The sequence below is a fragment of the Streptomyces sp. NPDC037290 genome (genome assembly GCF_055603245.1).
The window spans coordinates 74,766-101,375 of the sequence record NZ_JBVJVZ010000006.1; the positions used below are offsets into that span (position 1 = coordinate 74,766).

The following is a 26,610-nucleotide window of genomic DNA, read 5'->3' on the forward strand; positions in this document are numbered from 1 at the left end:
TCGGGGCACCGTGGGCGTGAAGGCTCAGTCATGCCCCTGACACCCACACTCCCGACATTCCCCCATATCGAGGAGGCGCAGCATGCGCTTCAGACACAGAGCCGCGGCAGGCTTCGCGACCCTGTTGCTCCCCCTGGCCGGCCTCGTGGGCCTTGCGGGCCCCGCCCAGGCCGCGGCCAACGCGACGGCGAGCTTCACCAAGACCAGCGACTGGGGAACCGGCTTCGGCGGTCAGTGGACCGTCAAGAACACCGGTACCAGCAGCATCAGTTCCTGGACCGTCGAGTGGGACTTCCCCTCCGGTACGTCCGTCACCTCCGCCTGGGACGCGGACGTCACCAACTCCGGGAACCACTGGACGGCGAAGAACAAGTCCTACAACGGCACCCTCGCCCCGGGCGCCTCCGTCTCGTTCGGCTTCAACGGCGCGGGCCCCGGCTCCCCCTCCAACTGCAAGCTGAACGGCGACAGCTGCGACGGCACCACGACCCCCGGTGACGCGGCGCCCTCCGCGCCCGGCACCCCGACCGCCTCCGGCGTCACCGACACCTCGGTCAAGCTCTCCTGGGGCGCGGCCACCGACGACAAGGGCGTCAAGAACTACGACGTCCTGCGCGACGGCAAGGTCGTCGGCACGGTGACGACGACCTCGTACGCGGACAGCGGTCTGACCGCCGGCACCGACTACTCCTACACCGTGCAGGCCCGCGACACCGCCGACCAGACCGGACCGGTCAGCGGCGCGGTCAAGGTGCACACCACCGGCGGCACCACCACTCCCCCGCCCACCGGTGACAAGGTCAAGCTCGGCTACTTCACCGAGTGGGGCATCTACGGCCGCAACTACAACGTCAAGAACCTGGTGACGTCCGGCTCCGCGGCGAAGATCACGCACATCAACTACGCCTTCGGCAACGTGACGAACGGCCAGTGCGCGATCGGTGACTCCTACGCCGACTACGACAAGGCGTTCACCGCGGACCAGTCGGTCAGCGGCGTCGCCGACACCTGGGACCAGCCGCTGCGCGGCAACTTCAACCAGCTGCGCGAGCTGAAGGCCAAGTACCCGAACCTCAAGGTGCTGTGGTCCTTCGGCGGCTGGACCTGGTCCGGCGGCTTCGCCCAGGCCGCGGCCAACCCGGCGGCCTTCGCCCAGTCCTGCTACAACCTGGTCGAGGACCCGCGCTGGGCCGACGTCTTCGACGGCATCGACATCGACTGGGAGTACCCGAACGCCTGCGGCCTGTCCTGTGACACCAGCGGGGCCGCCGCCTTCAAGAACGTGATGGCCGCACTGCGCGCCAAGTTCGGTTCGGGCAAGCTGGTCACCGCCGCGGTCACCGCCGACGGCTCCTCCGGCGGCAAGATCGAGGCCGCGGACTACGCCGGTGCCTCCCAGTCCGTCGACTGGTACAACGTGATGACGTACGACTTCTTCGGCGCCTGGGACGCCCAGGGCCCCACCGCCCCGCACTCCCCGCTCACCTCGTACTCCGGCATCCCGAAGGCGGGCTTCACCACCGCCGACGCGATCGCCAAGTACAAGTCCGTCGGTGTCCCCGCCTCCAAGCTGCTCATCGGCATCGGCCTCTACGGCCGCGGCTGGACCGGCGTCACCCAGGACGCCCCGGGCGGCACGGCCACGGGCCCGGCGGCCGGCACCTACGAGCAGGGCATCGAGGACTACAAGGTGCTCAAGACGTCCTGCCCGGTCACCGGCACCGTCGCGGGCACCGCGTACGCCCACTGCGGCAGCAACTGGTGGTCTTACGACACCCCGTCGACCATCGCCGGGAAGATGAGCTGGGCCAGGTCCCAGGGGCTCGGCGGAGCGTTCTTCTGGGAGTTCAGCGGCGACACCGGCAACGGTGAGCTGGTGAACGCCATCAGCAGCAACCTGTAGGTACAGATCCCTAAGCGACGTTGACGCTCCCCCAGACGTCGTCCGGGGGGACCCCCACCCAGCGAGTGAATGTGGCTACGCCACATTCACTCGCTGACCGGGCGGGGCTGCCTCCAGCCACGCGAGGAATCCGGTCAGCGCGTCCTCGCTCATGGCGAGTTCGAGGCGCGTGCCCCGATGGGTACAGGCGAGGACCACCGCGTCCGAGAGCAGCGCCAGTTCCTCCTCGCCCTCCGGCAGCCGGCGGCCGGCCACCTCGATGGCGGCACGCTCCAGCGTGCGGCGCGGGCGGAAGGCGTAGGAGAAGACGCGGTACCACTCGATGCGGTCGCCGTTGTAGCGGGCGACGCCGTAGGACCAGCCCTTGCCGCCCGCGTCCGGTTTCTCGGCCACGTCCCAGCGCAGGGAACAGTCGAAGGTGCCGCCGGAGCGCTGGATGAGCCTGCGGCGCAGGCCGAACAGGAACAGTCCCACCACCACGAGCGCGACCACGATCCCGCACACAGTCAGAGCGAGGACCATCGGCACCGACCTCCTCGTCTCCTAGGAACTGCTTCTGTCACTTCGTAATGAAACGGAAAAAACATCCACATCTGCCTCAGCCGCGACCGGCACCGGATTGCTCCGGGCCGACCGCGGCTGAGTGACGTCAACGTACGGCGAGCTGGGTCAGCGCGCCGTCGCCGCGCGCAGTCGTACGTCCGCGCGGCGCTCGGCGGCGGCGTCGCCCTCCGCCTTCGCGCGCTCCAGCTCCCGCTCCGTGCGCTGGACATCGATCTCGTCCGACAGCTCGGCGATCTCGGCCAGCAGCGACAGCTTGTTGTCCGCGAACGAGATGAAACCGCCGTGCACCGCGGCGACGACCGTTCCACCTTCACTGGTCCGGATGGTCACCGGGCCCGACTCCAGCACACCGAGCAGCGGCTGGTGACCGGGCATGACGCCGATGTCGCCGGACGTGGTGCGCGCGACGACCAGGGTGGCCTCGCCGGACCAGACCTGGCGGTCGGCGGCGACCAGCTCGACGTGCAGATCAGCAGCCAAGGGTGGCTCCTCGGGTCACCACCCGGCGGTTCTGCCGGGTGTTGGGGTCAATTCTAGTGGGCGTGAGTGAGGGGGCGGGACGCACCCGCCCCCTCAGACGAGCACGAGGCTCAGGAGACGCCCAGCTCCTTGGCGTTGGCCTTGAGGTCCTCCAGGCCACCGCACATGAAGAACGCCTGCTCCGGGAAGTGGTCGTACTCACCGTCGATGATCGCGTTGAACGCGGCGATCGACTCGTCCAGCGGCACGTCCGACCCGTCGACGCCGGTGAACTGCTTGGCGACGTGGGTGTTCTGGGACAGGAAGCGCTCCACGCGACGGGCACGGTGGACGACGAGCTTGTCCTCCTCGCCGAGCTCGTCGATACCGAGGATCGCGATGATGTCCTGGAGGTCCTTGTACTTCTGCAGGACCGTCTTCACGCGCATGGCGGCGTTGTAGTGGTCCGCCGCGATGTAGCGCGGGTCCAGGATCCGGGACGTGGAGTCCAGCGGGTCCACGGCCGGGTAGATGCCCTTCTCGGAGATCGGACGGGACAGAACCGTCGTCGCGTCGAGGTGGGCGAAGGTGGTGGCCGGGGCCGGGTCGGTCAGGTCGTCCGCGGGGACGTAGATCGCCTGCATCGAGGTGATCGAGTGACCACGGGTCGAGGTGATGCGCTCCTGGAGGAGACCCATCTCGTCGGCCAGGTTCGGCTGGTAACCCACCGCGGAGGGCATACGGCCGAGCAGGGTCGACACCTCGGAACCGGCCTGCGTGAAGCGGAAGATGTTGTCGATGAAGAACAGCACGTCCTGCTTCTGGACGTCACGGAAGTACTCGGCCATGGTGAGGCCGGCCAGCGCGACGCGCAGACGGGTGCCCGGGGGCTCGTCCATCTGGCCGAAGACCAGCGCGGTCTTGTCGATGACGCCGGAGTCCGACATCTCCTCGATCAGGTCGTTGCCCTCACGGGTGCGCTCACCGACACCGGCGAAGACGGAGACACCGTCGTGGTTGTTGGCGACACGGTAGATCATCTCCTGGATGAGCACCGTCTTGCCGACGCCGGCGCCGCCGAACAGACCGATCTTGCCGCCCTTGACGTACGGGGTGAGCAGGTCGATGACCTTGACGCCCGTCTCGAACATCTCGGTCTTGGACTCGAGCTCGTCGAAGTTCGGGGCCTTGCGGTGGATGCCCCAGCGCTCGCCCTCGTACCGCTCGTCGACGTTCAGCACCTCACCGAGGGTGTTGAACACCTTGCCCTTGGTGAAGTCGCCGACGGGCACCGTGATCGAATCGCCGGTGTCGACGACCGGGGCCTGGCGGACCAGACCGTCGGTCGGCTGCATGGAGATGGTGCGGACCAGGCCATCACCCAGGTGCTGGGCGACCTCCAGGGTCAGCGTCTTCTTCTCGCCCGCGTTCGCCGGGTCGGAGACCTCGACGTGAAGGGCGTTGTAGATGTCCGGCATCGCGTCGACGGGGAACTCCACGTCGACGACCGGGCCGATGACCCGGGCGACGCGGCCCGTAGCCGTCGCGGTCTCAACAGTGGTGGTCATTATCGGTCACTCCCCGCGGTCGCGTCGGCCAGGGCGCTCGCGCCACCGACGATCTCGCTGATTTCCTGGGTGATTTCGGCCTGGCGGGCCGCGTTGGCAAGACGGGAGAGCGTGTTGATCAGCTCGCCCGCGTTGTCGGTGGCCGACTTCATCGCGCGCCGCGTGGCGGCGTGCTTCGAAGCGGCCGACTGGAGCAGCGCGTTGTAGATCCGGCTCTCCACATAGCGCGGCAGCAGGGCGTCGAGGACGTCCTCCGCCGACGGCTCGAAGTCGTACAGCGGGAGGATCTCGCCCTTGGGGTGAGCCTCCTCGGCGACCTCTTCGAGACGCAGCGGCAGCAGCCGGGCGTCCAGCGCCGTCTGCGTCATCATCGAGACGAACTCGGTGAAGACGATGTGGAGTTCATCCACACCACCCTCGGCCGTGTCCTTCTCGATCGCCTCGATCAGGGGCGCCGCGACCTTCTTGGCGTCCGCGTACGACGGCTCGTCGGTGAAGCCCGTGAACGACTCCGCGACCTTGCGCTCACGGAAGTTGTAGTGGGCGACACCGCGCCGGCCGACGATGTACGTGTCGACCTGCTTGCCGTCGCGCTCCAGGCGCTCGGTCAGCTGCTCCGCCGTCTTGATGGCGTTGGAGTTGAAGGCGCCGGCCAGACCTCGGTCGCTCGTGAGGAGCAGGACCGCGGCACGGGTCGGGTTCTCCGCCTCCGTGGTGAGCGGGTGCTTGGTGTTCGAGCCGGTGCCGACCGCCGTGACCGCGCGCGTCAGCTCGGTCGCGTACGGCGTGGAGGCCGCCACCTTGCGCTGCGCCTTGACGACGCGCGAGGCGGCGATCATCTCCATCGCCTTCGTGATCTTCTTGGTCGCGCTGACGGATCGGATGCGACGCTTGTAGACCCGGAGCTGAGCTCCCATGAGTCAGGTCCCTTCCTTACGTCACTTGGCGGCAGCGGCAGGAACGTCCTCGCCGAGCAGCTTGCCGTCCGAGGTCTCGAACTGCTTCTTGAACTCGGCCACCGCGTCGTCGATCGCCTGGATCGTGTCGTCCGACATCTTGGCGCCCTCCTTGATGGAGGTCATCAAGCCCTGGTGCTTGCGGTGCAGGAACTCGATCAGTTCCTTCTCGAAGCGGCGGATGTCGACGACCGGGACGTCGTCCATACGGCCGTTGGTGCCGGCCCAGACGGAGACGACCTGGTCCTCGGTGGCCATCGGCTGGTACTGGTCCTGCTTCAGCAGCTCGACCATGCGCGAACCGCGCTCCAGCTGCGCCTTGGAGGCCGCGTCCAGGTCGGAACCGAAGGCGGCGAACGCCTCCAGCTCACGGAACTGGGCGAGGTCCACCCGGAGACGGCCGGAGACCTGGCGCATCGCCTTGTGCTGCGCGGAACCACCGACTCGGGAGACGGAGATACCGACGTTCAGCGCGGGACGCTGACCGGCGTTGAACAGGTCCGACTCCAGGAAGCACTGGCCGTCGGTGATGGAGATGACGTTGGTCGGGATGAACGCCGAGACGTCGTTGGCCTTGGTCTCGACGATCGGCAGACCGGTCATCGAACCGGCACCCATGTCGTCGGAGAGCTTGGCGCAGCGCTCCAGCAGCCGGGAGTGCAGGTAGAAGACGTCACCCGGGTAGGCCTCACGGCCCGGCGGGCGGCGCAGCAGCAGCGACACGGCGCGGTAGGCGTCGGCCTGCTTCGACAGGTCGTCGAAGATGATGAGGACGTGCTTGCCCTCGTACATCCACTGCTGACCGATGGCCGAACCGGTGTACGGCGCCAGGTACTTGAAGCCGGCCGGGTCGGACGCCGGGGCGGCGACGATGGTCGTGTACTCCAGGGCGCCGTTCTCCTCCAGCGCGCGGCGCACGCCGGCGATGGTGGAGCCCTTCTGGCCGATGGCGACGTAGATGCAGCGGACCTGCTTCTTCGGGTCGCCGGTGCGCCAGTTGTCGCGCTGGTTGATGATCGTGTCGACGGCCAGGGCGGTCTTGCCGGTCTGGCGGTCACCGATGATCAGCTGACGCTGACCACGGCCGATCGGGGTCATCGCGTCGACGGCCTTGTAGCCGGTCTCCATCGGCTCGTGCACCGACTTGCGCTGCATGACCGTGGGGGCCTGCAGCTCCAGCGCACGACGGCCGGACGTCTCGATCTCGCCGAGGCCGTCGATCGGGTTGCCGAGCGGGTCGACAACGCGGCCGAGGTAGCCCTCGCCGACCGCGACGGAGAGGACCTCACCGGTACGCGTGACCGGCTGACCCTCCTCGATGCCGCTGAACTCACCGAGGACGATGGCACCGATCTCGCGCTCCTCGAGGTTGAGGGCGAGGCCGAGGGTGCCGTCCTCGAACTTCAGCAGTTCGTTGGCCATGGCCGAGGGAAGACCCTCGATCTTCGCGATGCCGTCGCCGGCAAGGGTGACCGTACCGACCTCCTCGCGCGAGGCCGCGTCCGGCTTGTACGACTGGACGAAGTTCTCCAGCGCGTCCCGGATCTCCTCCGGCCGGATCGTGAGCTCCGCCATCTGGGTTCCCTGCTCTCCTTGTTGGGCCCGAAGTTTCACTTTGGGGGTCTGGGGGCGACCCCCAGGATTCTTCTGCACGGCCCAACCAGGGCCGTCGTGAGTACTACTGCTGTTCTCGAATACCGAGCGTCGCTCAGCTCGCCATGCGGCGGGCGGCGTCGTCCAGCCGGTCCGCGACCGAGCCGTTGATGACCTCGTCACCGACCTGTACCCGGATCCCGCCGATCACGTCGGGGTCCACGTCCAGGTTGAGGTGCATCCGGCGGCCGTAGAGCTTCGCGAGGGCATCGCCCAGGCGCTGCTTCTGCGGGCCGCTCAGCGGCACCGCCGAGGTGACGGTCGCCACCAGACGGTCCCGGCGGTCGGCGGCGAGCTTGGACAAGGACTCCAGTCCCGCTTCCAGGCTACGTCCCCGCGGCGCGGTCACGAGGCGCGCGACCAGACGCTCGGTGGCGGGCTTGGCCCGTCCGCCCAGCAGCCGGTGCAGCAGCTCGGTCTTGGCCTGGCCGCCGGCGGCGCGGTCGGTCAGCGCGGCGCGCAGCTCGGTGTTCGAGGAGACGATCCGGCCGAACCGGAACAGCTCGTCCTCGACGTCGTCGAGCGTGCCCGCCTTCTCCGCGGCGGTGAGGTCGGCGATGCTCGCCAGCTCCTCCAGTGCGTCCACCAGGTCGCGGGGCTGCGACCAGCGGGAGCGCGCCATCCCGGCCACCAGGTCGGCGGTGGCACCGCTGACCTGGCCACCGATCAGACGCTCCACCAGCTGCGCCTTGGCCTGTGCGGGCTGCGCCGGGTCGGTGAGGACCCGGCGCAGGCCGGCCTCGCGGTCGAGCAGCGCGGTGACGGCCGCCAGCTCGTCGGCGAGCTTCACGGCGTCCACGGACGTGGAGTCCGTCAGCGCGTCGAGACGCTCACGTGCGGCTGACAGGGCCTCGCGGCTCGCTCCGTTCATCGCGTGGCCTCGGCCTTCTCCTCGAGCTCGTCGAGGAAGCGGTCGATCACACGGCTCTGGCGGGCGTGGTCCTCGAGGGACTCGCCGACGAGCTTGCCGGCCAGCTCCGTGGCCAGCGTGCCGACGTCCTGCCGGAGCGCCTGCGCGGCGGCCTTGCGGTCGGCCTCGATCTGGGCGTGGCCGGCGGCGACGATCTCCTCGCGCTGACGCTGGCCCTCGGCCCGCATCTCGGCGATGAGCGCGGCACCCTGCTCCTGAGCCTCCTGGCGCAGGCGCGCGGCCTCGTGCCGGGCCTCGGCGAGCTGGGCCTTGTACTGCTCAAGGACGCTCTGGGCCTCGGTCTGCGCGGCCTCGGCCTTTTCGATACCGCCCTCGATGGCCTCGCGGCGCTCTTCCAGAACCTTGTTGATGTTCGGGAGGAGCTTCTTGGCGAGGAAGCCGAAGACGATGACGAAGGCGATCAGGCCGATGACGAGCTCTGGGATCGGCGGGAAGAGGGGGTTCTCGGGGTCCTCAGCCGCAAGCTGAACCAGGGGGCTCATAGCAGTGCCTTTCGTCTATTGGTGCGCAGCGGTCGGTCAGGAGGCCGGGTAGACGAACGGCATGACCAGACCGATGAGGGCGAGCGCCTCACAGAAGGCGAAGCCGAGGATCTGGTTGGCGCGGATCAGACCGGCCGCCTCGGGCTGGCGGGCCAGGGCCTGCGTGCCGTTACCGAAGATGATGCCGACGCCGACGCCCGGGCCGATGGCGGCGAGACCGTAACCGATGGAGCCGAGGTTGCCCTTGATCTGAACGCCGGCGGCAAGGGTTTCGAGAGCGGACATGCCGGTTCTTCCTTCTCTTTCAATGACCGGTGGGGGTTGGCCACCGGATGTCTGGGTGGGTGGTCGGGTGGCTCAGTGGTGCTCGGCGAGCGCGCCCTGGATGAAGCTGCAGGTCAGCAGTACGAAGACGTACGCCTGGACAGCCTGGATGAAGAGCTCGAAGGCCGTCATGACGAGGACCATCGTGAACGAGACGGCGGAGTACGCGATGCCGAGACCGTTCAGCATGTACCAGCTGGCGACGGTGAAGAGGACCAGCAGGGTGTGGCCGGCGAACATGTTCGCGAAGAGTCGCACGGCGTGGGTGAAGGGCCGCACGAGCAGGTTCGAGAACAGCTCGATCGTCATCGACAGCGGGAGCACTCCGCCGAGCGACTTGTCGTAGCCCGTGAAGTTCTTGAAGGCGCCGACGAACCCGTGCCGCTTGAAGGTCAGCGAGACCCAGAGGATGTAGACGATGCCGGCCAGGACGGCGGGGTACGAAATGATCGACGTGACCGGGAACTGGGCGAGCGGGATGACCGACCAGAGGTTCATCATCCACACGAAGAAGAACAGCGAGACGACCAGAGGGACGTACTTCTCGCCTTCCTTCTTGCCGATCGTCTCGTAGACGACACCGCGGCGGATGAAGTCGTAGCCCGACTCGGCCACCAGCTGGAGCTTGCCCGGCACGACCTTCGGCCTGGCGAACGCGGCCCAGAAGAAGCCGACGATGATGATGGAACCGAGCAGCGCCAGCAGCATCGTCTTGTTGAAGTACACGTTGCTGTCCGCGTCGCCCCAGAGCGGCTTGAACAGGAACGAGTGCAGGCCCGGAGCGACGGTGTCGAAGCCACACCCGTTGAACAGGTGGCAGCTCGAGTCGAAAGCGAGCGTCTGCGTCGCGTCAGCACTCACCGCGGGCTCCTTCATCGTGGCGCATGGGTACGGCAACCTCGTTGTGTCGGCGCGGCGTGAGGCCGCGGTTCGGCACGGGACTGGTGGTTCGGATGTGGGGGCGGCTGGGGGGCATCTCGCCTCGCGATTGAGCAGGCGTCAGCTCGGATGCCCGCGCCCGCGATGCCGCAGTTGGCACCGGACGATAGCAGGATCTCTCGTGCGCCTTTATCCCGGCCCTACGTCTCACGACGAGTGCCCTGTCTTCTCGGGCTTGTCGCCCTTAGACGAGGCTTCGGGATCGACGTAGAGAATCTTGGCCTTCATGTGCGCACGCGTCTGCGCGGCGATCCACGCCAGGGTGGCGACCACGAGCGCGATGGCGAAGGCGCGGGGGTTGAACAGCGTCGTGTTCTTGAACAGGGCGACAAAGATGACCAGCAGCAGCAGCTGGGCCGCGTAGAGCATCAGGCCCATCATCTGGAACAGCTGCGGAAAGGATTTGGCGGTGCGCTGGAGCACGTAGAGCCCGAGCCCCATGAACAGGATCACGACCAGCGTTCCGACGACGGCCCCGATCGCTCCCTTGCCACCGGCAACCACACCGCTGACGACGGCGGCGATCGCGCCGACGGCAGCTGTGGGTACGGCGGCCTGGGCCAGGATCCGGGCGTCATTGGACAGCATGGCGGCAACTCCGCTTTCACAGGGGGCAGGGTGTCGTCATGGACGAGCGTAGTCCCGGGCTGAGTGATGGAGACCTCACACCAATGGACCGTTGCACTCAGGTCCTTCGGTTCTATCCGGGGTTCTCGTGAACCGTATCACAAACTATTTGATGAGGTCTTTACCTGGTAGGTGTGCTTACTGTCACACATGAGAGTGACAGTGCCCGTCTGTGCAAAAACCGCGCCCACTTGTCTGGTATTGGGGTCTTTACACCCCCACGAGTTGGCAATGCTCTAGTCAGATTCTTACCTTGCGCGCTTTTATCGGCGATCAAGGAAACGCGATCGGGGGCCGATCGCGGTCGCTCCGTTGACGCCCGCGACCCCGGCGGTGACAGGAGCCCGGTCGGCGGTCTCCTGAGCCACCTCCGGCTCACCGGCCTCCATGGCCACGGCAGTGTCCGCCAGGGCCCCGCGCCGACGCCGGTAGCGCGGCGGCACGAACCGCTGTGCCCAGGCCGGCACGCGCGGTGTGAAGCGCGGGAGCAGCAGCAGGACCAGCCCGACCGCGCTGAGGAAGACGACGCCGAGCACGATCCACATCGACGCCGAGTTGACCGAGTACGCCAGCGCGCCGAAGGCGATCAGCGCCGACCAGAAGTACATGATCAGCACGGCCCGGCTGTGCGAGTGGCCGATCTCCAGCAGCCGGTGGTGCAGATGCCCGCGGTCCGCCGCGAACGGCGACTGGCCGCGCCAGGTCCTGCGGACGATCGCGAGGACCAGGTCCGCCGTCGGCACCGCGATGATCGTCAGCGGGAGCAGCAGCGGGATGTAGACCGGCACCGTCTGGTGCACCGCCGCCTTCTCCGAACCCGCGTACAGGTTCAGCGCGTCCGGGTCGAGCTGGCCGGTGATCGAGATCGCGCCGGCCGCCAGCACCAGGCCGATCAGCATCGAGCCGGAGTCGCCCATGAAGATCCGCGCCGGGTGCATGTTGTGCGGCAGGAAGCCCAGGCACATGCCCATCAGGATCGCCGCGAACAGCGTGGCCGGGGCCGCGGCCTCGATGCCGTACGACACCCAGACGCGGTAGGCGTACAGGAAGAACGCGGCCGCCGCGATGCACACCATGCCGGCCGCGAGGCCGTCGAGGCCGTCCACGAAGTTGACCGCGTTGATCGTGATGACGACCAGCGCCACGGTCAGCAGTGTGCCCTGCCACTGGGTCAGCGCCACGTTGCCGACGCCGGGGATGGGCAGCCACAGGATCGTCAGACCCTGGACGACCATCACGCCCGCGGCGATCATCTGGCCGCCCAGCTTGATCAGCGCGTCGATCTCGAACTTGTCGTCCAGGACGCCGATCAGCCAGATCAGGGCCGCGCCGGAGAGCAGGGCCCGCGGTTCGTTGGACTTCGCGAAGACCTCGTTGAGGTTGGTCAGGTGGTCCGCGACGAGCAGGCCCGCGCACAGGCCGAAGAACATGGCGATACCGCCGAGGCGCGGAGTGGGTTCCCGGTGCACGTCACGCGCCCGGATCTCCGGCATCGCCCCGGCCACGATCGCGAACTTCCGTACCGGCCCTGTCAGCAGGTACGTCACCGCGGCCGTGATACAGAGCGTCAGCAGGTATTCACGCACAGGCTTCCCCACGGGTCTCGCTGGCCATCACAGCCCCACACCCTAGCGATGGACGTATATGGATGGGGACTTCCGGGTAGCCACGATGGTTGCACGTGTGGCTGTGGGCCACGGCCACATCCGGGTGTACGGGACCCGCCTACCCCCGTTCAGGCGGGATACGGCGGAAAGCCGTCTGTGAGGGAGCGCACCTCGTCCCGGGCCGCGACCGGCTCGGTCTCGCCCCGCAGCACGGCCGCCGTCAGCGCCGCGATCCGCACCATCTCCGCCTCCCCCATGCCCTGTGTGGTCACCGCGGCCGTGCCCAGGCGCAGCCCGCGGCCGTCGCCGTGCGGCAGCGCACAGCAGTCCAGGACGATCCCCGCGGCGGCGAGCCGGCCGCGTGCGGTACGGCCGTCCACGCCGAGCGGGGCGGGATCGGCGGTGATCAGGTGGGTGTCGGTGCCGCCGGTGGTGACGGCGAGGCCCTCGGCGGCCAGGTGACCGGCCAGCACCCGGGCGTTGGCGACCACCTGATGGGCGTACGCGGCGAACTCCGGGGTCGCCGCCTCGCCGAACGCGACGGCCTTGGCGGCGATCGTGTGCATCTGCGCGCCGCCCTGGGTGAACGGGAACACCGCCCGGTCGACCCGCTCGGCCAGCTCGTTCCCGCACAGGATCATCCCGCCGCGCGGGCCCCGCAGCACCTTGTGGGTGGTCGCGCACACGATGTCGGCGTACGGCACCGGGTTCGGCGCCGCGCCACCGGCGACCAGTCCGATCGGGTGCGCGGCGTCGGCGATCAGATAGGCCCCGACCTCGTCGGCGACCTCGCGGAAGAAGGCGTAGTCGAAGTGCCGGGGGTAGGCGATGGACCCGCAGACGATCGCCTTGGGCCGGTGGCCCCGGGCCAGGTGCCGCACCTGGTCGTGGTCGACGAGACCGGTCTCCGCGTCCACCCCGTACCCCACGAAGTCGAACCAGCGCCCGGAGAAGTTCGCCGGCGAGCCGTGGGTGAGGTGACCGCCGTAGGGCAGGCCGAGGGCGAGGACGGTGTCACCGGGGCGCAGCAGGGCGGCGTAGGCGGCCAGCACGGCCGAGGAGCCCGAGTGGGACTGGACGTTGGCGTGTTCGGCGCCGAAGAGTTCCCTGGCCCGGTCGATGGCCGCGCGTTCGGCGACGTCGACGATCTCGCAGCCGCCGTGGTGCCGGGCACCGGGGTAGCCCTCGGCGTACTTGTTGGCGAGGGGCGAGCCGAGGGCGGCGAGCACGGCCGGCGAGCAGAAGTTCTCGGCGGCGATCAGCTGCAGGGTCGTGGACTGCCGCGCCAGTTCGGCCAGCAGGATCTCGGCCATCGCCGGGTCCTGTCGCCGCAGGACGTCGGTCTCGAGGATAGGGGTGACCGACATGGCGGGCTCCCGGGCGGTCGACGGTGACGTGTTCCCAATGTAGGCCCGGGCCGCGCCGGGCGCGCGCCGCCTACGCCCGCGCCGCGACCCCGGTCAGCGCCGTCACCACGGGATCCAGCGCCTGGTGTATCTCGTCGCCGATCGACCGGAAGAACGTGAGCGGGGCGCCGTACGGGTCGTACACCTCGTCCGCCTCCGCCGTGGGGGCGAGCAGCCACCCGCGCAGAGCCGCGGCCGCACGCACCAGCGCGCGGGCGCGCAGGACCACGCCGTCCTCCAGAGGGGGCAGCGTGGCCGGGTCGATCGCGCGGACCAGGCGGGTGAACTCCTTCAGCGTGAAGGTGCGCAGGCCCGCCGAGTGGCCCATCGAGATCACCTGCGCGCGATGGTCCCGCGTGGCCGTCAGCACCAGGTCGGCCCTGATCACGTGCTCGTCGAGGAGTTCCCGGCCGAAGAAGCCGGAGGCGTCCGCGCCGAAGTCGGCCAGCACGGCCTCCGCGTTGGCCTCCATCGGCGCGCCCTCGTGGCCCCAGGTGCCCGCGCTCTCCACGATCAGCCCGCCGCCGAGCACGCCGAGCCGCTCCGCGACGAAATGGCGGGTCAGCCGCTCGGTGATGGGCGAGCGGCACACATTGCCGGTGCTGACGTGGAGGATGCGGAAGGTGTCGCGCGGAAGCCCGACGAAGGTCGTCGTGATCTCCGCGGCACGTTCGTCGTTGCCTATGCCACGCCCCGCCTCAGGGGCCGTCAATTCGCCACCTCGAGGTCGGGTACGACCTTCCTCAGCTCGTCCGGCGACAGCGCGCCCTCACGCAGCAGCACCGGCACGGGGCCGGTGACGTCGACGATGGAGGACGGGACGTTGCCCGGGGTCGGGCCGCCGTCCAGGTAGACGGAGACCGAGTCGCCGAGCATCTCCTGCGCGGCGTCGCAGTCCTCCGGCGCCGGGTGTCCGGTGAGGTTGGCGGAGGAGACCGCCATCGGGCCGACCTCGGTCAGCAGCTCGATCGCGACGGGGTGCAGCGGCATGCGGACGGCCACCGTGCCACGGGTGTCGCCGAGGTCCCACTGGAGGGACGGCTGGTGCCGGGCGACCAGCGTGAGGGCGCCCGGCCAGAAGGCGTCGACCAGCTCCCAGGCCGGCTCGGAGAAGTCCGTGACGAGGCCGTGCAGGGTGTTCGGAGAGCCGATCAGGACAGGGGTGGGCATGTTGCGGCCCCGGCCCTTGGCGGCGAGCAGGTCGGCGACGGCCTCGGAGGAGAACGCGTCGGCGCCGATGCCGTACACCGTGTCGGTCGGCAGCACCACCAGCTCGCCCCGGCGGACGGCGGACGCGGCCTCGCGCAGACCCGTCGCGCGGTCGGTCGCGTCGTTGGTGTCGTATCGCCGTGCCATGTCTAGCGGGCCTCCTCGTACACGTAATGCGGGACTTCAGAAAACACTGCCGTCGGGCCGGTCACGGCAGCGCCTTCCGGGCGGTCGCGAACCGGGGGCGGTTGTTGAGGTCCGGATGGTCGGCCGCGTCGGCCCAGCCCCGCTCCTCGGTGAAGATCCACGGCACCTGGCCGCCCTGGGTGTCGGCGTGCTCGATCACGACGACCCCGCCGGGGCGGAGCAGCCGGTGTGCGGTGCGTTCCAGGCCCCGGATCAGATCGAGGCCGTCCTCGCCGGAGAACAACGCCAGCTCCGGGTCGTAGTCACGGGCCTCCGGGGCGACGTACTCCCATTCGGTCAGCGGGATGTACGGCGGGTTGGAGATGACCAGGTCGACCTGGCCGTCGAGGTCGGGGAAGGCGCTGAGCGCGTCGCCCTGGCGCAGGTCCACCCTGGACCCGGCCACGTTCTTCCGCGTCCACACCAGGGCTTCCTCGGACAGCTCCACGGCGTGCACGCGGGAGCGCGGGACCTCCTGGGCGAGGGCCAGCGCGATCGCTCCGGAGCCGGTGCACAGGTCGACAATGCACGGCTCGACGACGTCCATGGCGCGTACGGCGTCTATGGCCCAGCCGACCACGGACTCCGTCTCCGGCCGGGGCACGAACACGCCCGGGCCCACCTGGAGTTCCAGGTAGCGGAAGTAGGCCCGGCCGGTGATGTGCTGCAGCGGCTCGCGCTGTTCGCGCCGGGCGATGACCTCCCAGTACCGGGCGTCGAAGTCCGCGTCCTTCACGGAGTGCAGTTCACCGCGCTTCACGCCGTGCACGAACGCGGCGAGCTCCTCCGCGTCGGTGCGCGGCGAGGGCACGCCGGCGTCGGCCAGCCGCTGGGTGGCCTGGGCCACCTCCGCGAGCAGCAGGTTCACGCGAGTCCTCCGTGTCGTACTCGTACTGGCGCTCGTACGTGCGTACGTGTCTTACGCGGCGGCGAGCTTCGCCGCCGAGTCGGCGTCGACGCAGGCCTGGATGACCGAGTCGAGGTCGCCGTCCAGGACCTGGTCCAGGTTGTACGCCTTGAAGCCGACGCGGTGGTCCGAGATGCGGTTCTCCGGGAAGTTGTAGGTGCGGATCTTCTCGGAGCGGTCGACCGTGCGGACCTGGCTGCGGCGGGCGTCGGCGGCCTCCCGCTCGGCCTCCTCCTGCGCCGCGGCGAGCAGCCTGGAGCGCAGGATACGCAGAGCCTGCTCCTTGTTCTGCAGCTGGCTCTTCTCGTTCTGGCAGGAGGCGACGACACCGGTCGGGAGGTGGGTGATGCGCACCGCGGAGTCGGTGGTGTTCACGGACTGGCCGCCGGGCCCGGAGGACCGGTAGACGTCGATGCGCAGGTCGTTCGGGTTGATCTCGACGTCGACCTCCTCGGCCTCGGGGGTCACGAGGACACCGGCGGCGGAGGTGTGGATACGGCCCTGGGACTCGGTGGCCGGGACGCGCTGGACGCGGTGCACACCGCCCTCGTACTTCAGCCGGGCCCACACGCCCTGGCCGGGTTCGGTGGCGCCCTGGCCGCCCTTGGTCTTCACGGCGACCTGGACGTCCTTGTAGCCGCCGAGCTCGGACTCGGTGGCGTCGATGATCTCGGTCTTCCAGCCGACGCGCTCGGCGTAGCGCAGGTACATGCGCAGCAGGTCGCCCGCGAACAGGGCCGACTCGTCGCCGCCCGCGCCCGCCTTGATCTCCAGAATGACGTCCTTGTCGTCACTCGGGTCACGCGGGACCAGCAGCAGCCGCAGCTTCTCGGTCAGCTCCTCGCGCTGCTTGTCCAGCTCCTTGACCTCGGCCGCGAAGTCGGGGTCGTCGGCGGCGAGCTCGCGCGCGGTCTCCATGTCGTCACCGGTCTGCTTCCAGGAGCGGTACGTGGCGACGATCGGGGTCAACTCGGCGTAGCGCTTGTTCAGCTTGCGCGCGTTCGCCTGGTCGGCGTGGACCGACGGGTCGGCGAGCTTCTTCTCCAGATCGGCGTGCTCGGCGACGAGTTCCTCGACGGCCTCGAACATCTTGGGCTCCTGTACTGCTACTGCGGTGAAGGGAAGGGCGGGCGACCAAAAACGCCGGTCCCGGGCACACCCCGGCGGGGGCGTGACCGTGGACCGGCGAAATGGGGCTCGCTACTTCTTGGAGCCGGCGGCCTTGCCGAAGCGGGCCTCGAAGCGGGCCACACGGCCACCGGTGTCGAGGATCTTCTGCTTGCCCGTGTAGAACGGGTGGCACTCGGAGCAGACCTCGGCCCGGATGGTGCCGGACTCGATGGTGCTGCGGGTGGTGAACGACGCGCCGCAGGTGCAGCTGACCTGCGTCTCGACGTACGCGGGGTGGATGTCGCGCTTCAAGGTGTCTCCTAGGTTTCGGGAGGGCGCCGGGTCGCCGCCGCGGGGTGCGGGAGCGTGAACCGGAGCCGACGTACCAGTCTGCCAGGACTGGGGCCATCCCCCAAAACCGGGGGCCACTGTCATCTATTCCCCGGGGCCGGCCGCGCCCCCTACGGGGCGTCGACCACGCCCTTGGCCTCGCCCGTGGCCGTTCCCTCGGTGGCCGACCGCGGGATCGGGCGGTCGTTCTTCAGGGCGTTCCACACCAGCTGGGCCTTGGACTTCTGCAGGAGGACCCGGTTGAGGTTGGACGGGTCGTACCGGACCGGCATGGTGATCATGGTCATGTGCTTCGCGCCGATGCCCTTGAGGCCGTTCGCGAAGTCGATCAGGGAGTTGACCGAGCCGATCTCGGAGTCGGTGGTGACGGTCTTGGTGGCCGTGTCGGCGAGGTCGTACAGCTTCTTGGGGCTGGTGAAGACGCCGACGTGCCTGACCTGGCCGAGCAGCGCCTTGACGAAGGCCTGCTGGAGCTGGATGCGGCCCAGGTCGGAGCCGTCGCCCACGCCGTGCCGGGTGCGGACCAGGCCGAGGGCCTGCTGCCCGTTCAGGGTGTGGGGGCCGGCCGCCAGGTCCAGGTGGCTCTGCGGGTCCTTGATGCTCTTGGTCGTGGTGACCGGGACACCGCCGAGGTCGTCGATGAGCTTCTGGAAGCCGGCGAAGTCGACCTCGAGGTAGTGGTCCATGCGGATGCCGGTGATCGACTCGACGGTCTTCACCGCGCAGGCCGCCCCGCCGGTGCCGTAGGACTCGTTGAACATCACGCCGGACGCGGCCGGGTGCCGGGTGCCCCTGGTGTCCGTGCAGGCGGGGCGGTCGATGAGGGTGTCCCGGGGGACGGAGACCACGGAGGCCTTCCTGTGGCCCTCGTAGACGTGGACGATCATCGCCGTGTCGGAGCGGGCGCTGCCGTCGTCGGTGCCGCCGCCGATCTTCTTGTTGGAGCCGGAGCGGCTGTCCGAGCCGAGGACCAGGATGTTCTCGGAGCCGTTGTCGATCTTCGAGGGGCGGTCGTTGCCGAGGGCCTGGTCGATGTCGACGCTCTTGAGGTTGCCGTTGAGCTTGAAGTACAGGTAACCGGCGCCCGCACCGCCCAGTACGACCACACCGGCGGCCGTCCAGGCCGTGGCGAGCAGGGCCTTGCGGCTCCTGCTGCGGGCCTTGCGGCGGCGGCCCCTGCCTCGCGGGCCGAATCCGGTCGCGCCCGGCTCGGGTATGACGGGCTCCGGCGTGCTCTGGGCGGACAACATCGCTCCTAGGTCTCGTCGGTCGGATACCCCCTGCTTTCAGGGTCAGGCGCGGTCAGTACCGCTCCATCGTCGCTCCGCAGGGTCAGACGGAGAAACTCGGGAAAGAGTTGCACAACGCAAAGTGCCCATCGCGTACGGCGACGGGCACTCTGTGTAGTCGCTCCGTGCGGCTGCACAGCGCTCACCTGCGGATTCAGCCCCAGAGGTCGTAGGCCTGGAAACCGGTGCCGACGGAAACCCTTGTGGCAAAGATCTCGCTTGTGGCCTTTCCGGTGCCCTTGTACAGGTACAGGGTGCCGCCGGGGGTGCGGGCCAGGAAGTCGGCCCTGCCGTCGCCGCTCACGTCGCCGACCGCGTCGAAGGCGTTGTAGCCGGTCCATGCGCTGCGCACCTTGATCCGGCTGGAGAAGGCCTCGGAGCCGGACTTGCCGGTGCCCTCGTACAGGTACAGGTCGCCGGTGCTGGACTGGCGGGCCAGCAGGTCGGGCCTGCCGTCACCGGTGAGGTCGCCGTGGCCGCGCAGGGAGTTGTACTGGTTCCAGCCCGTGCGGACCGAGTAGCGGGTGCCGAAGGTGCCGTTGCCCTTGCCGGGGTAGATCCACAGCGTGCCGCCGGAGTCGACGGAGAGGATGTCGGGCAGGTAGTCACCGGTGACGTCGCCCGGCGCGATGATCCGGGTGCGGGTCTTCCAGCCGGTGAAGATCTTCGTGTCGGCCCAGGAGCCGTCCGTACGGGCGCTGTTGAGCACGAAGTGCTCCCAGTACACGTCACCGGTGGAGCTGACCCGGTAGACCAGGTCCTGGAAGCCGTCCCGGTCGAGGTCGGTCTGCAGCACCAGGTTGGCGCCGCCCCAGTTGCCCCAGGAGGCGCGGGCGCCGAAGGAGGTGCCGCTGGAGTCCTTCTCGTAGCCGGTCTTCGTGGAGGACTCCCGGACGAAGAGGTCGGCCCTGCCGTCGGGCTTGCTGTTGAAGGTACTCAGGTTGGTGTCGTCGATCTGGGGAAAGGCGGAGCCGACGTAGGCGCTCACCTTGGTGAAGACGCTGTAGTAGCCCTTCGCCACGCAGTCCTGGATGCCGAAGGAGACCACTCCGGCGATCCGGCCGCCCACCACGAGCGGGCCACCGGAGTCACCGTTGCAGGTCGCGCTGGTACCGGTGTCGCTGCCGCTCTGGGTGCCCGCGCAGACCATCTGCCCCGCGACGAAGGCCGAGTCGTAGACGCCGGAGCAGGTGCTGTCGGAGTGCACGGTCAGCGTGGCCGTCTTCAGCGTCTGGGAGATGTCGTCGCTGGTGGAGCTGGTACGGCCCCAGCCGTAGACCTTGGCCTGGGTGCCGGCGGCGTAGGAGGCGGTGTCGCCGGAGGTGACCATGCGGATCGGCGTGGCCTTGACCGGGGCGGCCAGGGTGAGCAGGGCGAGGTCGTTCGCGTTCCTGCCCTCCTCCCTGTCCACCGGGTCGTACCCCGGCTGCCACCACTGGCGCAGGACGCCCGTGGCCTGGCCGCCGTGCAGGTCCGTGGTGCCGGTGGAGTCGGTGGTGGGCAGCTGGTCGGTACCCGTGACGACGGTGCCGTGGGCCTGCCAGTCGTAGTCCTTGTTGTCGTTCCTGACGCAGTGGGCGGCGGTCAGGATCTTCGTCGGTGAGACGACCGAGCCACCGCAGAAGAAGCTGACGTCGTCGCTGGTGTCAGTGGTGTTCCTGTCGTCGTAGTACCAGAGCTGGGCCATCCAGGGCGCCGAGGAGATGGTGGTGTCGCTGCCGCCGACGACCTTCGGCGAGACCGCGCCGCTCCCGCTGGTGCCGGCCGGCGTGCCGGTACCGAGGGCACCCGCGATCCGCTTCTCCAGGGTGGCCTGGGAGGGCTGGCTGACGGCGGGCCGGGCGGTGGGCTTCGGCAGCGCGGTGGCGGCGCCGGCGGAGGTCGTCATCAGCGCGGCGGTCACGGCTGCGGCGACAGCGGCGACACCGAGGGGGAGGCCGAGACGCAGACGACGTCTGTGCCGGCCGGGCAGGCTTTTGAGCAAGGGGGTCCCCAGGGAGAGGTGAGAAGGAAGGGGCACGTGTTGCGCTCCCGTACCTCTCAGCGCAGAAGGGCCGCCCCTCGTCACTCGGACGAGGGGCGGCCCTTCAGACGACCAGGGTCACCTCAACGGCGATCAGTCACCGTTGCCCGGGGTCGGCGTCGTCTTCTGAATCTGCATCAGGAACTCGACGTTCGACTTGGTCTGCTTCATCTTGTCGAGCAGCAGCTCGATGGCCTGCTGCTGGTCGAGCGCGTGCAGCACGCGACGCAGCTTCCAGACGACGGCCAGCTCCTCGTTGCCGAGCAGGATCTCTTCCTTACGGGTACCGGACGCGTCCACGTCCACCGCCGGGAAGATGCGCTTGTCGGCGAGCTTCCGGTCGAGCTTGAGCTCCATGTTGCCGGTGCCCTTGAACTCCTCGAAGATCACCTCGTCCATGCGGGACCCGGTGTCCACCAGCGCGGTGGCGAGGATGGTCAGCGAGCCGCCGTCCTCGATGTTCCGCGCCGCGCCGAAGAACCGCTTCGGCGGGTACAGCGCGGTCGAGTCGACACCACCGGACAGGATGCGGCCGGAGGCCGGCGCCGCCAGGTTGTACGCACGGCCCAGACGCGTGATGGAGTCCAGCAGGACGACGACGTCGTGGCCCAGCTCGACGAGCCGCTTGGCACGCTCGATGGCCAGCTCGGCGACCGTGGTGTGGTCCTCGGCCGGGCGGTCGAAGGTCGAGGAGATGACCTCGCCCTTGACCGACCGCTGCATGTCGGTGACCTCTTCCGGACGCTCGTCGACGAGGACGACCATCAGGTGGCACTCGGGGTTGTTGTGCGTGATCGCGTTGGCGATCGCCTGCATGATCATGGTCTTGCCGGTCTTCGGCGGGGCCACGATCAGACCGCGCTGGCCCTTACCGATCGGCGAGACCAGGTCGATGATGCGGGTGGTGAGCACGCCCGGGTCCGTCTCCAGGCGGAGCCGGTCCTGCGGGTAGAGCGGGGTCAGCTTGTTGAACTCCGGGCGGCCGCGGCCGTGTTCGGGCGCCATGCCGTTGACGGAGTCGAGGCGGACCAGCGCGTTGAACTTCTCGCGGCGCTCGCCCTCCTTCGGCTGGCGGACCGCACCGGTGACGTGGTCACCCTTGCGCAGGCCGTTCTTGCGGACCTGGGCGAGGGAGACGTACACGTCGTTCGGGCCCGGCAGGTAGCCGGAGGTCCGGATGAAGGCGTAGTTGTCGAGGATGTCCAGGATGCCCGCGACGGGGATCAGGACGTCGTCCTCGGCCAGCTGCGGCTCGGCGGCGATGTCGTCGCGGCCACGGCGGCCACGGCGGTCGCGGTAGCGGCCGCGACGGCCCCGGCGACCGCCCTCGAAGTCGTCGTCGTCCTGCGGGCCGGCGTTGCGGTCCTGACGGCCGCCCTGCTGCTGACCCTGCTGCTGGCGGTCCTGACGGCCGCCGCCCTGCTGGTCGTCGCCCTTGCCCCGGCGGTCGCGGTCACGGTCGCGGTCACGGCCACGCTCGCGGCGGTCACGGCGGCCACGGCCCTCGCCGTCACCGGCGTCGCCCTTGGCCTCCCCCTGCTGGGCCGGGGTCTCGGCCTTCGGCTCGGCCTTGGCCTCGGCGGCGACCGTCTCGGCGCTGCCCGCGGCGGGGCTGCCGGCCTCTGCGGTGGCGCGGCGGCGACGGCGCTCGGTGGGGGCGTCGTCGGAGGCCGGCTGGCCGGGGATCTCGATCTGCTGCTGGGCCACGGCCTGCTCGGCGGAGGCCTCGGCCTTCTTCTCGCCGTCGACGGCGGCCTCACCCGTACGGGCCTTGGAGGTGGCGCGGCGCTTGGGCTTGGTCTCGGCGGCGGTCTCGGCCTTGGGGGCGGCACCCCCGGCGGCCTGCGCCTCCTTGATGACCTCGATCAGCTGGCTCTTGCGCATCCGCGCGGTGCCCCTGATGCCGAGGCCCGAGGCGACCTGCTGCAGCTCGGCCAGCACCATGCCCTCGAGGCCGGTACCGCGGCGCCGCCGGGAGCCGGCACCGGTGGCAGGCGCGGAGGCGTCCGTGGCGGGCGCGGCAGCGGTCTCCTCGACACGTGCGCCCATCAGATCGGTGGTGTCGCTCACGAAGGGTCCTTCCCTGGAGCGGACGTCGGCCTGTCTGGCTCGGCGACCGGTTGTGCTGTCCGGCTACGGTCCTGTCTTCCGTGGACCGTGCCGGGGCGGTGGTCCGCCAAAGCGGCGGAGGAAATGTGCGGTGACTGGCGCTTCCGCGAGCCGTGGCACCCAGTGTCACGTGGCGTGGTAGCACCGATTCCGGAGCGTGCCCAGCGGCCTGCTCAGTGTCCGCATACGACGTACTGCCCAGGTACGGCGTACGGAACACGGAGTGGCGTGGGAGGCTCCCGGAAGAATGTCTGTCCCGGACTGGGACACGAGGCACCTCGCCATGGTGGGGTCGGGTGCAGACTTGAGATTAACACTACCGGATCCAACAAACATTCCCCCTCTCCAAATCCGGCAACCGTGTGTCAGGTCGCAAGCGGCAGCACGCTCGCTCCCTGCAGGTCCAGGCTCAGCCGGTTGGCGGCCCAGTCGGCGCCGGCCAGGGCCTCCACCTTGGCGGCGGTGCCGGTGTCGGCGAGGGCCATGACGGTGGGCCCGGCGCCCGAGATGACGGCCGGAACACCCTCGGTGCGCAGCCGCTCCACCAGCGCGGCGCTCTCCGGCATGGCCGGGGCGCGGTACTCCTGGTGGAGGCGGTCCTCGGTGGCGGGCAGCAGCAGCTCGGGGCGCCGGGTGAGGGCCTCGACGAGCAGGGCTGCACGGCCCGCGTTGACGGCGGCGTCGACGTGCGGAACGGTGCGCGGCAGCAGGCCGCGGGCGGTCTCGGTGAGGACCGGCTTTCCGGGCACGAAAACCACCGGAACGATGGAATCGCTGGGCTCCATCCTGATCGCCCGGGCGGCGCCGGCCTCCATCCAGGACAGGGTGAAACCGCCGAGGAGACAGGCGGCCACGTTGTCCGGGTGGCCCTCGATCTCGGTGGCCAGTTCCAGCAGTGCCGCGTCGTCGAGGCGGGCCTCGCCGCCTATGGTCACGGCGCGGGCGGCGACGATGCCGGCGCAGATGGCGGCGGAGGAGGAGCCCAGGCCACGGCCGTGCGGAATGCGGTTGGCGCAGACGATCTCCAGGCCGCGGGGCTGTCCGCCCAGCAGATCGAAGGCGGTACGCAGAGAGCGGACGAGGAGGTGAGACTCGTCACGCGGAAGGGTCTCGCTGCCCTCCCCCGCGATGTCGATGTGCAGCCCTGAGTCGGCCACCCGGACGACCACGTCGTCGTAGAGCCCCAGCGCGAGGCCGAGGGCGTCGAAGCCCGGGCCGAGATTGGCGCTGGTGGCGGGAACGCGCACCCGGACGGCGGCGGCGCGGAACGCTGGACCGGCCATCGCTCGTTGACTCTCCTTGAGCTGCGTGACTGTCGAAGACATTCGATACGTACGTGAAGACCCTCTGGCCGCGCAGACGGCGCGACGTCCCCATGTGCGCAGCCATATGCCAGGCACATGCGACGGGCGGGTTCGGTACAGCCTATCGAAGGAAGGTTCTGTGGCGACATAGGGCGCACAGGAGGCGCACGATGCGTGTCGTAAGCCCCCTGTGCACCCTGTCAGGGTTTTCCCGGGAGTCAGGCCAGGCCGAGGCGCTCGGCCGCGGCGGCCGCGTCGACCGGGACGGTGACCGGCTGCGGGGCACCCGCGACGGCCCAGTCGGGGTCCTTGAGGCCGTTGCCCGTGACGGTGCACACGATGCGCTGCCCCGGGTCGACCTTGCCCTGCTCGGCGGCCTTCAGCAGACCGGCCACGGAGGCGGCGGAGGCGGGCTCCACGAAGACGCCCTCCTGCGCGGCCAACAGACGGTAGGCGCGCAGGATTTCACGGTCCGTCACCTCGTCGATGGCGCCACCGGACTCGTCCCGGGCCCGCAGGGCGTACTGCCAGGAGGCCGGGTTGCCGATGCGGATGGCGGTGGCGATGGTCGACGGGTCCTTGACCACCTCGCCGCGCACGATCGGGGCACTGCCGGAGGCCTGGAAGCCCCACATCCGGGGGGTCCCCGTGGCGATGCCGTCGGCGGCGTACTCCTTGTAGCCCTTCCAGTAGGCGGTGATGTTGCCCGCGTTGCCGACCGGGAGGACGTGGATGTCGGGCGCGTCGCCGAGCATGTCCACGATCTCGAAGGAGGCCGTCTTCTGGCCCTCGATACGCACCGGGTTGACCGAATTGACCAGCGCCACCGGGTAGTTCTCGCTCAGCGAGCGGGCGAGGGTGAGGCAGTCGTCGAAGTTGCCGTCGACCTGGAGGATCTTCGCGCCGTGCACGAGGGCCTGGCCCATCTTGCCGAGCGCGATCTTGCCCCGCGGCACGAGCACGGCCGAGACCATGCCCGCGCGCACGGCGTACGCGGCCGCGGAGGCGGACGTGTTGCCCGTGGAGGCGCAGATGACCGCCTTGGCGCCGTCCTCCTTGGCCTTGCTGATGGCCATGGTCATGCCGCGGTCCTTGAAGGAGCCGGTGGGATTGGCCCCCTCCACCTTCAGGTGGACCTCACAGCCCGTGCGCTCGGAGAGCACCTGCGCGGGCACGAGGGGCGTACCGCCCTCGCGGAGCGTCACGACCGGCGTGGTGTCGGAAACCGGCAGCCGGTCCCGGTACTCCTCGATGATTCCGCGCCACTGGTGGGTCATTGCTGGTTACTCTCCTTCAACCCGCATGATGCTGGCGACACCCCGCACGGTGTCGAGCTTGCGCAGCGCCTCGACGGTCCCGGAGAGGGAGGCGTCCGAGGCCCGGTGGGTGACGACGACGAGGGAGGCCTCGCCGTCCTTGCCCTGCTGGCGCACCGTATCGATCGACACCCCGTGCTCGGCGAACACGGTCGCGACCTGGGCGAGAACACCCGGTTTGTCCGCGACGTCGAGGCTGATGTGGTAGCGCGTGACGACCTCGCCCATCGGCGAGACGGTCAGGGCGGCGTACGCCGACTCACCGGGCCCCGTTGCGCCGTTGAGCCGGTTGCGGCAGACGGCGACGAGGTCGCCGAGCACGGCGGAGGCGGTCGGGGAACCGCCGGCGCCGGGGCCGTAGAACATGAGCTGCCCCGCGGCATCGCTCTCCACGAAGACGGCGTTGTACGCGCCGCGCACGGAGGCGAGCGGGTGGCTCAGCGGAATCATGGCAGGGTGCACGCGGGCGGTCACCGACCCCCCGTCCGCGGCCCGCTCACAGATGGCGAGCAGCTTGATGGTGCAGCCCATCTCCTTCGCCGAGCGGAAGTCGGCGGCGGTGACCTCGGTCATGCCCTCGCGGTAGACGTCGTCGAGGCGCACACGCGTGTGGAAGGCGATCCCGGCGAGGATGGCGGCCTTGGCGGCGGCGTCGAAGCCCTCGACGTCGGCCGTCGGATCGGCCTCCGCGTACCCCAGCGCGGTGGCCTCGTCGAGGGCCTCCTGATAACCCGCCCCCGTGGAGTCCATCTTGTCGAGGATGAAGTTGGTGGTGCCGTTGACGATGCCGAGCACCCGGTTGACCTTGTCGCCGGCGAGGGACTCGCGCAGCGGCCGGATCAGCGGGATGGCACCGGCGACGGCGGCCTCGTAGTAGAGGTCCCTGCCGTGCTCCTCGGCCGCGGCGTGCAGGGCGGCGCCGTCCTGGGCGAGCAGGGCCTTGTTCGCCGAGACGACGGAGGCCCCGTGCTCGAAGGCGGTGGTGATGAGGGCACGGGCGGGCTCGATCCCCCCGATCACCTCCACCACGACGTCGATGTCCCCGCGTTTGACGAGGGCGGTGGCGTCGGTGGTGACGAGTTCCGCCGGAACGCCCTCACGCACCCTGGACGGCCGCCGTACGGCGACCCCCGCGAGCTCGACCGGGGCGCCGATCCTGGCGGCGAGGTCGTCGGCGTGCGTCGTCATGATGCGCGCCACCTCTGAGCCGACCACTCCACAGCCCAGCAGCGCCACCTTCAGCGGACGCGTACGCATCATCCGACCTCGTTTCCTCATACCGTCTACGGTTGGACCAGTCTCACTCACCGGACGACAGTTTCTACCCTTAGTCCGGATCGTGAGACATCTATTTCATTTGTGCGGGGTGGAAGACCGCAGATCTTCC

The 26,610-nt window shown here is 69.4% G+C and carries 24 protein-coding genes; 1 reads left to right on the top strand and 23 read right to left on the bottom strand.

Annotated features, from left to right (window positions below; all coding sequences use genetic code 11):
• Nucleotides 1–82: 82 nt before the first annotated feature.
• The gene (locus tag ACZ7HQ_RS22160; RefSeq protein WP_470992486.1) at nt 83–1,903 is read left to right on the top strand and encodes a glycosyl hydrolase family 18 protein; all 1,821 of its coding nucleotides are present in this window, start codon (nt 83–85) and stop codon (nt 1,901–1,903) included.
• A gap of 75 nt (nt 1,904–1,978) precedes the next feature.
• On the opposite strand, the gene ACZ7HQ_RS22165 is transcribed toward ACZ7HQ_RS22160, so the two are convergent.
• The 23 genes from ACZ7HQ_RS22165 to ACZ7HQ_RS22275 all read right to left on the bottom strand — a co-directional run bounded on the left by ACZ7HQ_RS22165 (nt 1,979) and on the right by ACZ7HQ_RS22275 (nt 26,483).
• Nucleotides 1,979–2,425: a DUF2550 domain-containing protein gene (locus tag ACZ7HQ_RS22165; RefSeq protein WP_351215662.1), complete on the bottom strand. Its 447-nt coding sequence runs from the start codon at nt 2,423–2,425 to the stop codon at nt 1,979–1,981.
• A 147-nt stretch (nt 2,426–2,572) separates the two neighbouring features.
• Nucleotides 2,573–2,947, bottom strand: coding sequence for a F0F1 ATP synthase subunit epsilon (locus tag ACZ7HQ_RS22170; RefSeq protein ID WP_470992489.1), 375 nt, complete (start codon nt 2,945–2,947; stop codon nt 2,573–2,575).
• Between the two features lie 110 nt (nt 2,948–3,057).
• Nucleotides 3,058–4,494 (bottom strand): F0F1 ATP synthase subunit beta, encoded by a 1,437-nt coding sequence (atpD, locus tag ACZ7HQ_RS22175; RefSeq protein WP_470992491.1) that lies wholly within the window; start codon nt 4,492–4,494, stop codon nt 3,058–3,060.
• The gene (locus tag ACZ7HQ_RS22180) at nt 4,494–5,411 is read right to left on the bottom strand and encodes a F0F1 ATP synthase subunit gamma (RefSeq protein ID WP_470992493.1); all 918 of its coding nucleotides are present in this window, start codon (nt 5,409–5,411) and stop codon (nt 4,494–4,496) included. The genes atpD and ACZ7HQ_RS22180 overlap by 1 nt, the downstream gene beginning before the upstream one ends.
• 21 nt (nt 5,412–5,432) lie before the next feature.
• Nucleotides 5,433–7,025 (bottom strand): F0F1 ATP synthase subunit alpha, encoded by a 1,593-nt coding sequence (atpA, locus tag ACZ7HQ_RS22185; protein WP_470992496.1) that lies wholly within the window; start codon nt 7,023–7,025, stop codon nt 5,433–5,435.
• A 133-nt stretch (nt 7,026–7,158) separates the two neighbouring features.
• Nucleotides 7,159–7,974 (bottom strand): F0F1 ATP synthase subunit delta, encoded by an 816-nt coding sequence (locus ACZ7HQ_RS22190; protein WP_470992499.1) that lies wholly within the window; start codon nt 7,972–7,974, stop codon nt 7,159–7,161.
• Complete coding sequence (locus ACZ7HQ_RS22195; protein WP_470992501.1) at nt 7,971–8,516, bottom strand: F0F1 ATP synthase subunit B; 546 nt, start codon at nt 8,514–8,516, stop codon at nt 7,971–7,973. The genes ACZ7HQ_RS22190 and ACZ7HQ_RS22195 overlap by 4 nt, the downstream gene beginning before the upstream one ends.
• Nucleotides 8,517–8,552: 36 nt before the next feature.
• Nucleotides 8,553–8,801, bottom strand: coding sequence for an ATP synthase subunit c family protein (locus ACZ7HQ_RS22200; protein WP_018544514.1), 249 nt, complete (start codon nt 8,799–8,801; stop codon nt 8,553–8,555).
• A 72-nt stretch (nt 8,802–8,873) separates the two neighbouring features.
• On the bottom strand, nt 8,874–9,716 hold the full coding sequence (gene atpB / locus ACZ7HQ_RS22205; RefSeq protein WP_470992503.1) for a F0F1 ATP synthase subunit A: 843 nt from the start codon (nt 9,714–9,716) through the stop codon (nt 8,874–8,876).
• Nucleotides 9,717–9,926: 210 nt separating this feature from the next.
• On the bottom strand, nt 9,927–10,367 hold the full coding sequence (locus ACZ7HQ_RS22210; RefSeq protein ID WP_470992506.1) for a hypothetical protein: 441 nt from the start codon (nt 10,365–10,367) through the stop codon (nt 9,927–9,929).
• Nucleotides 10,368–10,669: 302 nt separating this feature from the next.
• Nucleotides 10,670–11,992: an MraY family glycosyltransferase gene (locus ACZ7HQ_RS22215; RefSeq protein WP_470992509.1), complete on the bottom strand. Its 1,323-nt coding sequence runs from the start codon at nt 11,990–11,992 to the stop codon at nt 10,670–10,672.
• Nucleotides 11,993–12,141: 149 nt separating this feature from the next.
• Entirely contained in the window at nt 12,142–13,380 is a 1,239-nt protein-coding gene (locus tag ACZ7HQ_RS22220; protein WP_470992512.1) for a serine hydroxymethyltransferase, read from the bottom strand.
• A gap of 70 nt (nt 13,381–13,450) precedes the next feature.
• Nucleotides 13,451–14,131, bottom strand: a complete 681-nt coding sequence (locus ACZ7HQ_RS22225) for an arsenate reductase/protein-tyrosine-phosphatase family protein (protein ID WP_470992515.1) — start codon at nt 14,129–14,131, stop codon at nt 13,451–13,453.
• Nucleotides 14,128–14,775, bottom strand: a complete 648-nt coding sequence (locus ACZ7HQ_RS22230; protein ID WP_470992518.1) for an L-threonylcarbamoyladenylate synthase — start codon at nt 14,773–14,775, stop codon at nt 14,128–14,130. Before ACZ7HQ_RS22230 ends, ACZ7HQ_RS22225 begins: the two co-directional genes overlap by 4 nt.
• A 61-nt stretch (nt 14,776–14,836) precedes the next feature.
• Nucleotides 14,837–15,682: a peptide chain release factor N(5)-glutamine methyltransferase gene (gene prmC, locus ACZ7HQ_RS22235; RefSeq protein WP_470992521.1), complete on the bottom strand. Its 846-nt coding sequence runs from the start codon at nt 15,680–15,682 to the stop codon at nt 14,837–14,839.
• 51 nt (nt 15,683–15,733) lie between these two features.
• Nucleotides 15,734–16,810 carry a peptide chain release factor 1 gene (gene prfA / locus ACZ7HQ_RS22240; protein ID WP_470992523.1) on the bottom strand — a complete coding sequence of 359 codons (1,077 nt, stop codon included), beginning with the start codon at nt 16,808–16,810 and terminating at the stop codon, nt 15,734–15,736.
• 111 nt (nt 16,811–16,921) lie between these two features.
• Complete coding sequence (gene rpmE, locus ACZ7HQ_RS22245) at nt 16,922–17,143, bottom strand: 50S ribosomal protein L31 (RefSeq protein ID WP_030740744.1); 222 nt, start codon at nt 17,141–17,143, stop codon at nt 16,922–16,924.
• A 149-nt stretch (nt 17,144–17,292) separates the two neighbouring features.
• Entirely contained in the window at nt 17,293–18,429 is a 1,137-nt protein-coding gene (locus ACZ7HQ_RS22250; protein ID WP_470993548.1) for an LCP family protein, read from the bottom strand.
• A 196-nt stretch (nt 18,430–18,625) separates the two neighbouring features.
• Entirely contained in the window at nt 18,626–20,359 is a 1,734-nt protein-coding gene (locus ACZ7HQ_RS22255) for a trypsin-like serine protease (RefSeq protein WP_470993551.1), read from the bottom strand.
• 228 nt (nt 20,360–20,587) lie between these two features.
• Nucleotides 20,588–22,564, bottom strand: a complete 1,977-nt coding sequence (gene rho, locus ACZ7HQ_RS22260) for a transcription termination factor Rho (RefSeq protein WP_470992526.1) — start codon at nt 22,562–22,564, stop codon at nt 20,588–20,590.
• 404 nt (nt 22,565–22,968) lie between these two features.
• Nucleotides 22,969–23,886: a homoserine kinase gene (thrB, locus tag ACZ7HQ_RS22265; RefSeq protein ID WP_470992529.1), complete on the bottom strand. Its 918-nt coding sequence runs from the start codon at nt 23,884–23,886 to the stop codon at nt 22,969–22,971.
• Nucleotides 23,887–24,125: 239 nt separating this feature from the next.
• On the bottom strand, nt 24,126–25,184 hold the full coding sequence (gene thrC / locus ACZ7HQ_RS22270) for a threonine synthase (RefSeq protein ID WP_470992532.1): 1,059 nt from the start codon (nt 25,182–25,184) through the stop codon (nt 24,126–24,128).
• A gap of 6 nt (nt 25,185–25,190) precedes the next feature.
• Nucleotides 25,191–26,483, bottom strand: coding sequence for a homoserine dehydrogenase (locus ACZ7HQ_RS22275; protein ID WP_470992535.1), 1,293 nt, complete (start codon nt 26,481–26,483; stop codon nt 25,191–25,193).
• Nucleotides 26,484–26,610: the final 127 nt, after the last annotated feature.

Excerpts from the sequence above, each read along its gene's own strand:
- ACZ7HQ_RS22255 (WP_470993551.1), bottom strand. The coding sequence starts at position 20,359 with ATGACGACCTCCGCCGGCGCCGCCACCGCGCTGCCGAAGCCCACCGCC.
- ACZ7HQ_RS22160 (WP_470992486.1), top strand. The coding sequence starts at position 83 with ATGCGCTTCAGACACAGAGCCGCGGCAGGCTTCGCGACCCTGTTGCTC.
- ACZ7HQ_RS22180 (WP_470992493.1), bottom strand. The coding sequence starts at position 5,411 with ATGGGAGCTCAGCTCCGGGTCTACAAGCGTCGCATCCGATCCGTCAGC.
- thrB (WP_470992529.1), bottom strand. The coding sequence starts at position 23,886 with ATGGCCGGTCCAGCGTTCCGCGCCGCCGCCGTCCGGGTGCGCGTTCCC.
- ACZ7HQ_RS22230 (WP_470992518.1), bottom strand. The coding sequence starts at position 14,775 with ATGGCACGGCGATACGACACCAACGACGCGACCGACCGCGCGACGGGT.
- atpB (WP_470992503.1), bottom strand. The coding sequence starts at position 9,716 with ATGAAGGAGCCCGCGGTGAGTGCTGACGCGACGCAGACGCTCGCTTTC.
- ACZ7HQ_RS22195 (WP_470992501.1), bottom strand. The coding sequence starts at position 8,516 with ATGAGCCCCCTGGTTCAGCTTGCGGCTGAGGACCCCGAGAACCCCCTC.
- ACZ7HQ_RS22200 (WP_018544514.1), bottom strand. The coding sequence starts at position 8,801 with ATGTCCGCTCTCGAAACCCTTGCCGCCGGCGTTCAGATCAAGGGCAAC.
- prfA (WP_470992523.1), bottom strand. The coding sequence starts at position 16,810 with ATGTTCGAGGCCGTCGAGGAACTCGTCGCCGAGCACGCCGATCTGGAG.
- ACZ7HQ_RS22275 (WP_470992535.1), bottom strand. The coding sequence starts at position 26,483 with ATGATGCGTACGCGTCCGCTGAAGGTGGCGCTGCTGGGCTGTGGAGTG.
- atpD (WP_470992491.1), bottom strand. The coding sequence starts at position 4,494 with ATGACCACCACTGTTGAGACCGCGACGGCTACGGGCCGCGTCGCCCGG.
- ACZ7HQ_RS22210 (WP_470992506.1), bottom strand. The coding sequence starts at position 10,367 with ATGCTGTCCAATGACGCCCGGATCCTGGCCCAGGCCGCCGTACCCACA.
- atpA (WP_470992496.1), bottom strand. The coding sequence starts at position 7,025 with ATGGCGGAGCTCACGATCCGGCCGGAGGAGATCCGGGACGCGCTGGAG.
- ACZ7HQ_RS22220 (WP_470992512.1), bottom strand. The coding sequence starts at position 13,380 with ATGTCGGTCACCCCTATCCTCGAGACCGACGTCCTGCGGCGACAGGAC.
- ACZ7HQ_RS22165 (WP_351215662.1), bottom strand. The coding sequence starts at position 2,425 with ATGGTCCTCGCTCTGACTGTGTGCGGGATCGTGGTCGCGCTCGTGGTG.
- ACZ7HQ_RS22190 (WP_470992499.1), bottom strand. The coding sequence starts at position 7,974 with ATGAACGGAGCGAGCCGCGAGGCCCTGTCAGCCGCACGTGAGCGTCTC.
- thrC (WP_470992532.1), bottom strand. The coding sequence starts at position 25,184 with ATGACCCACCAGTGGCGCGGAATCATCGAGGAGTACCGGGACCGGCTG.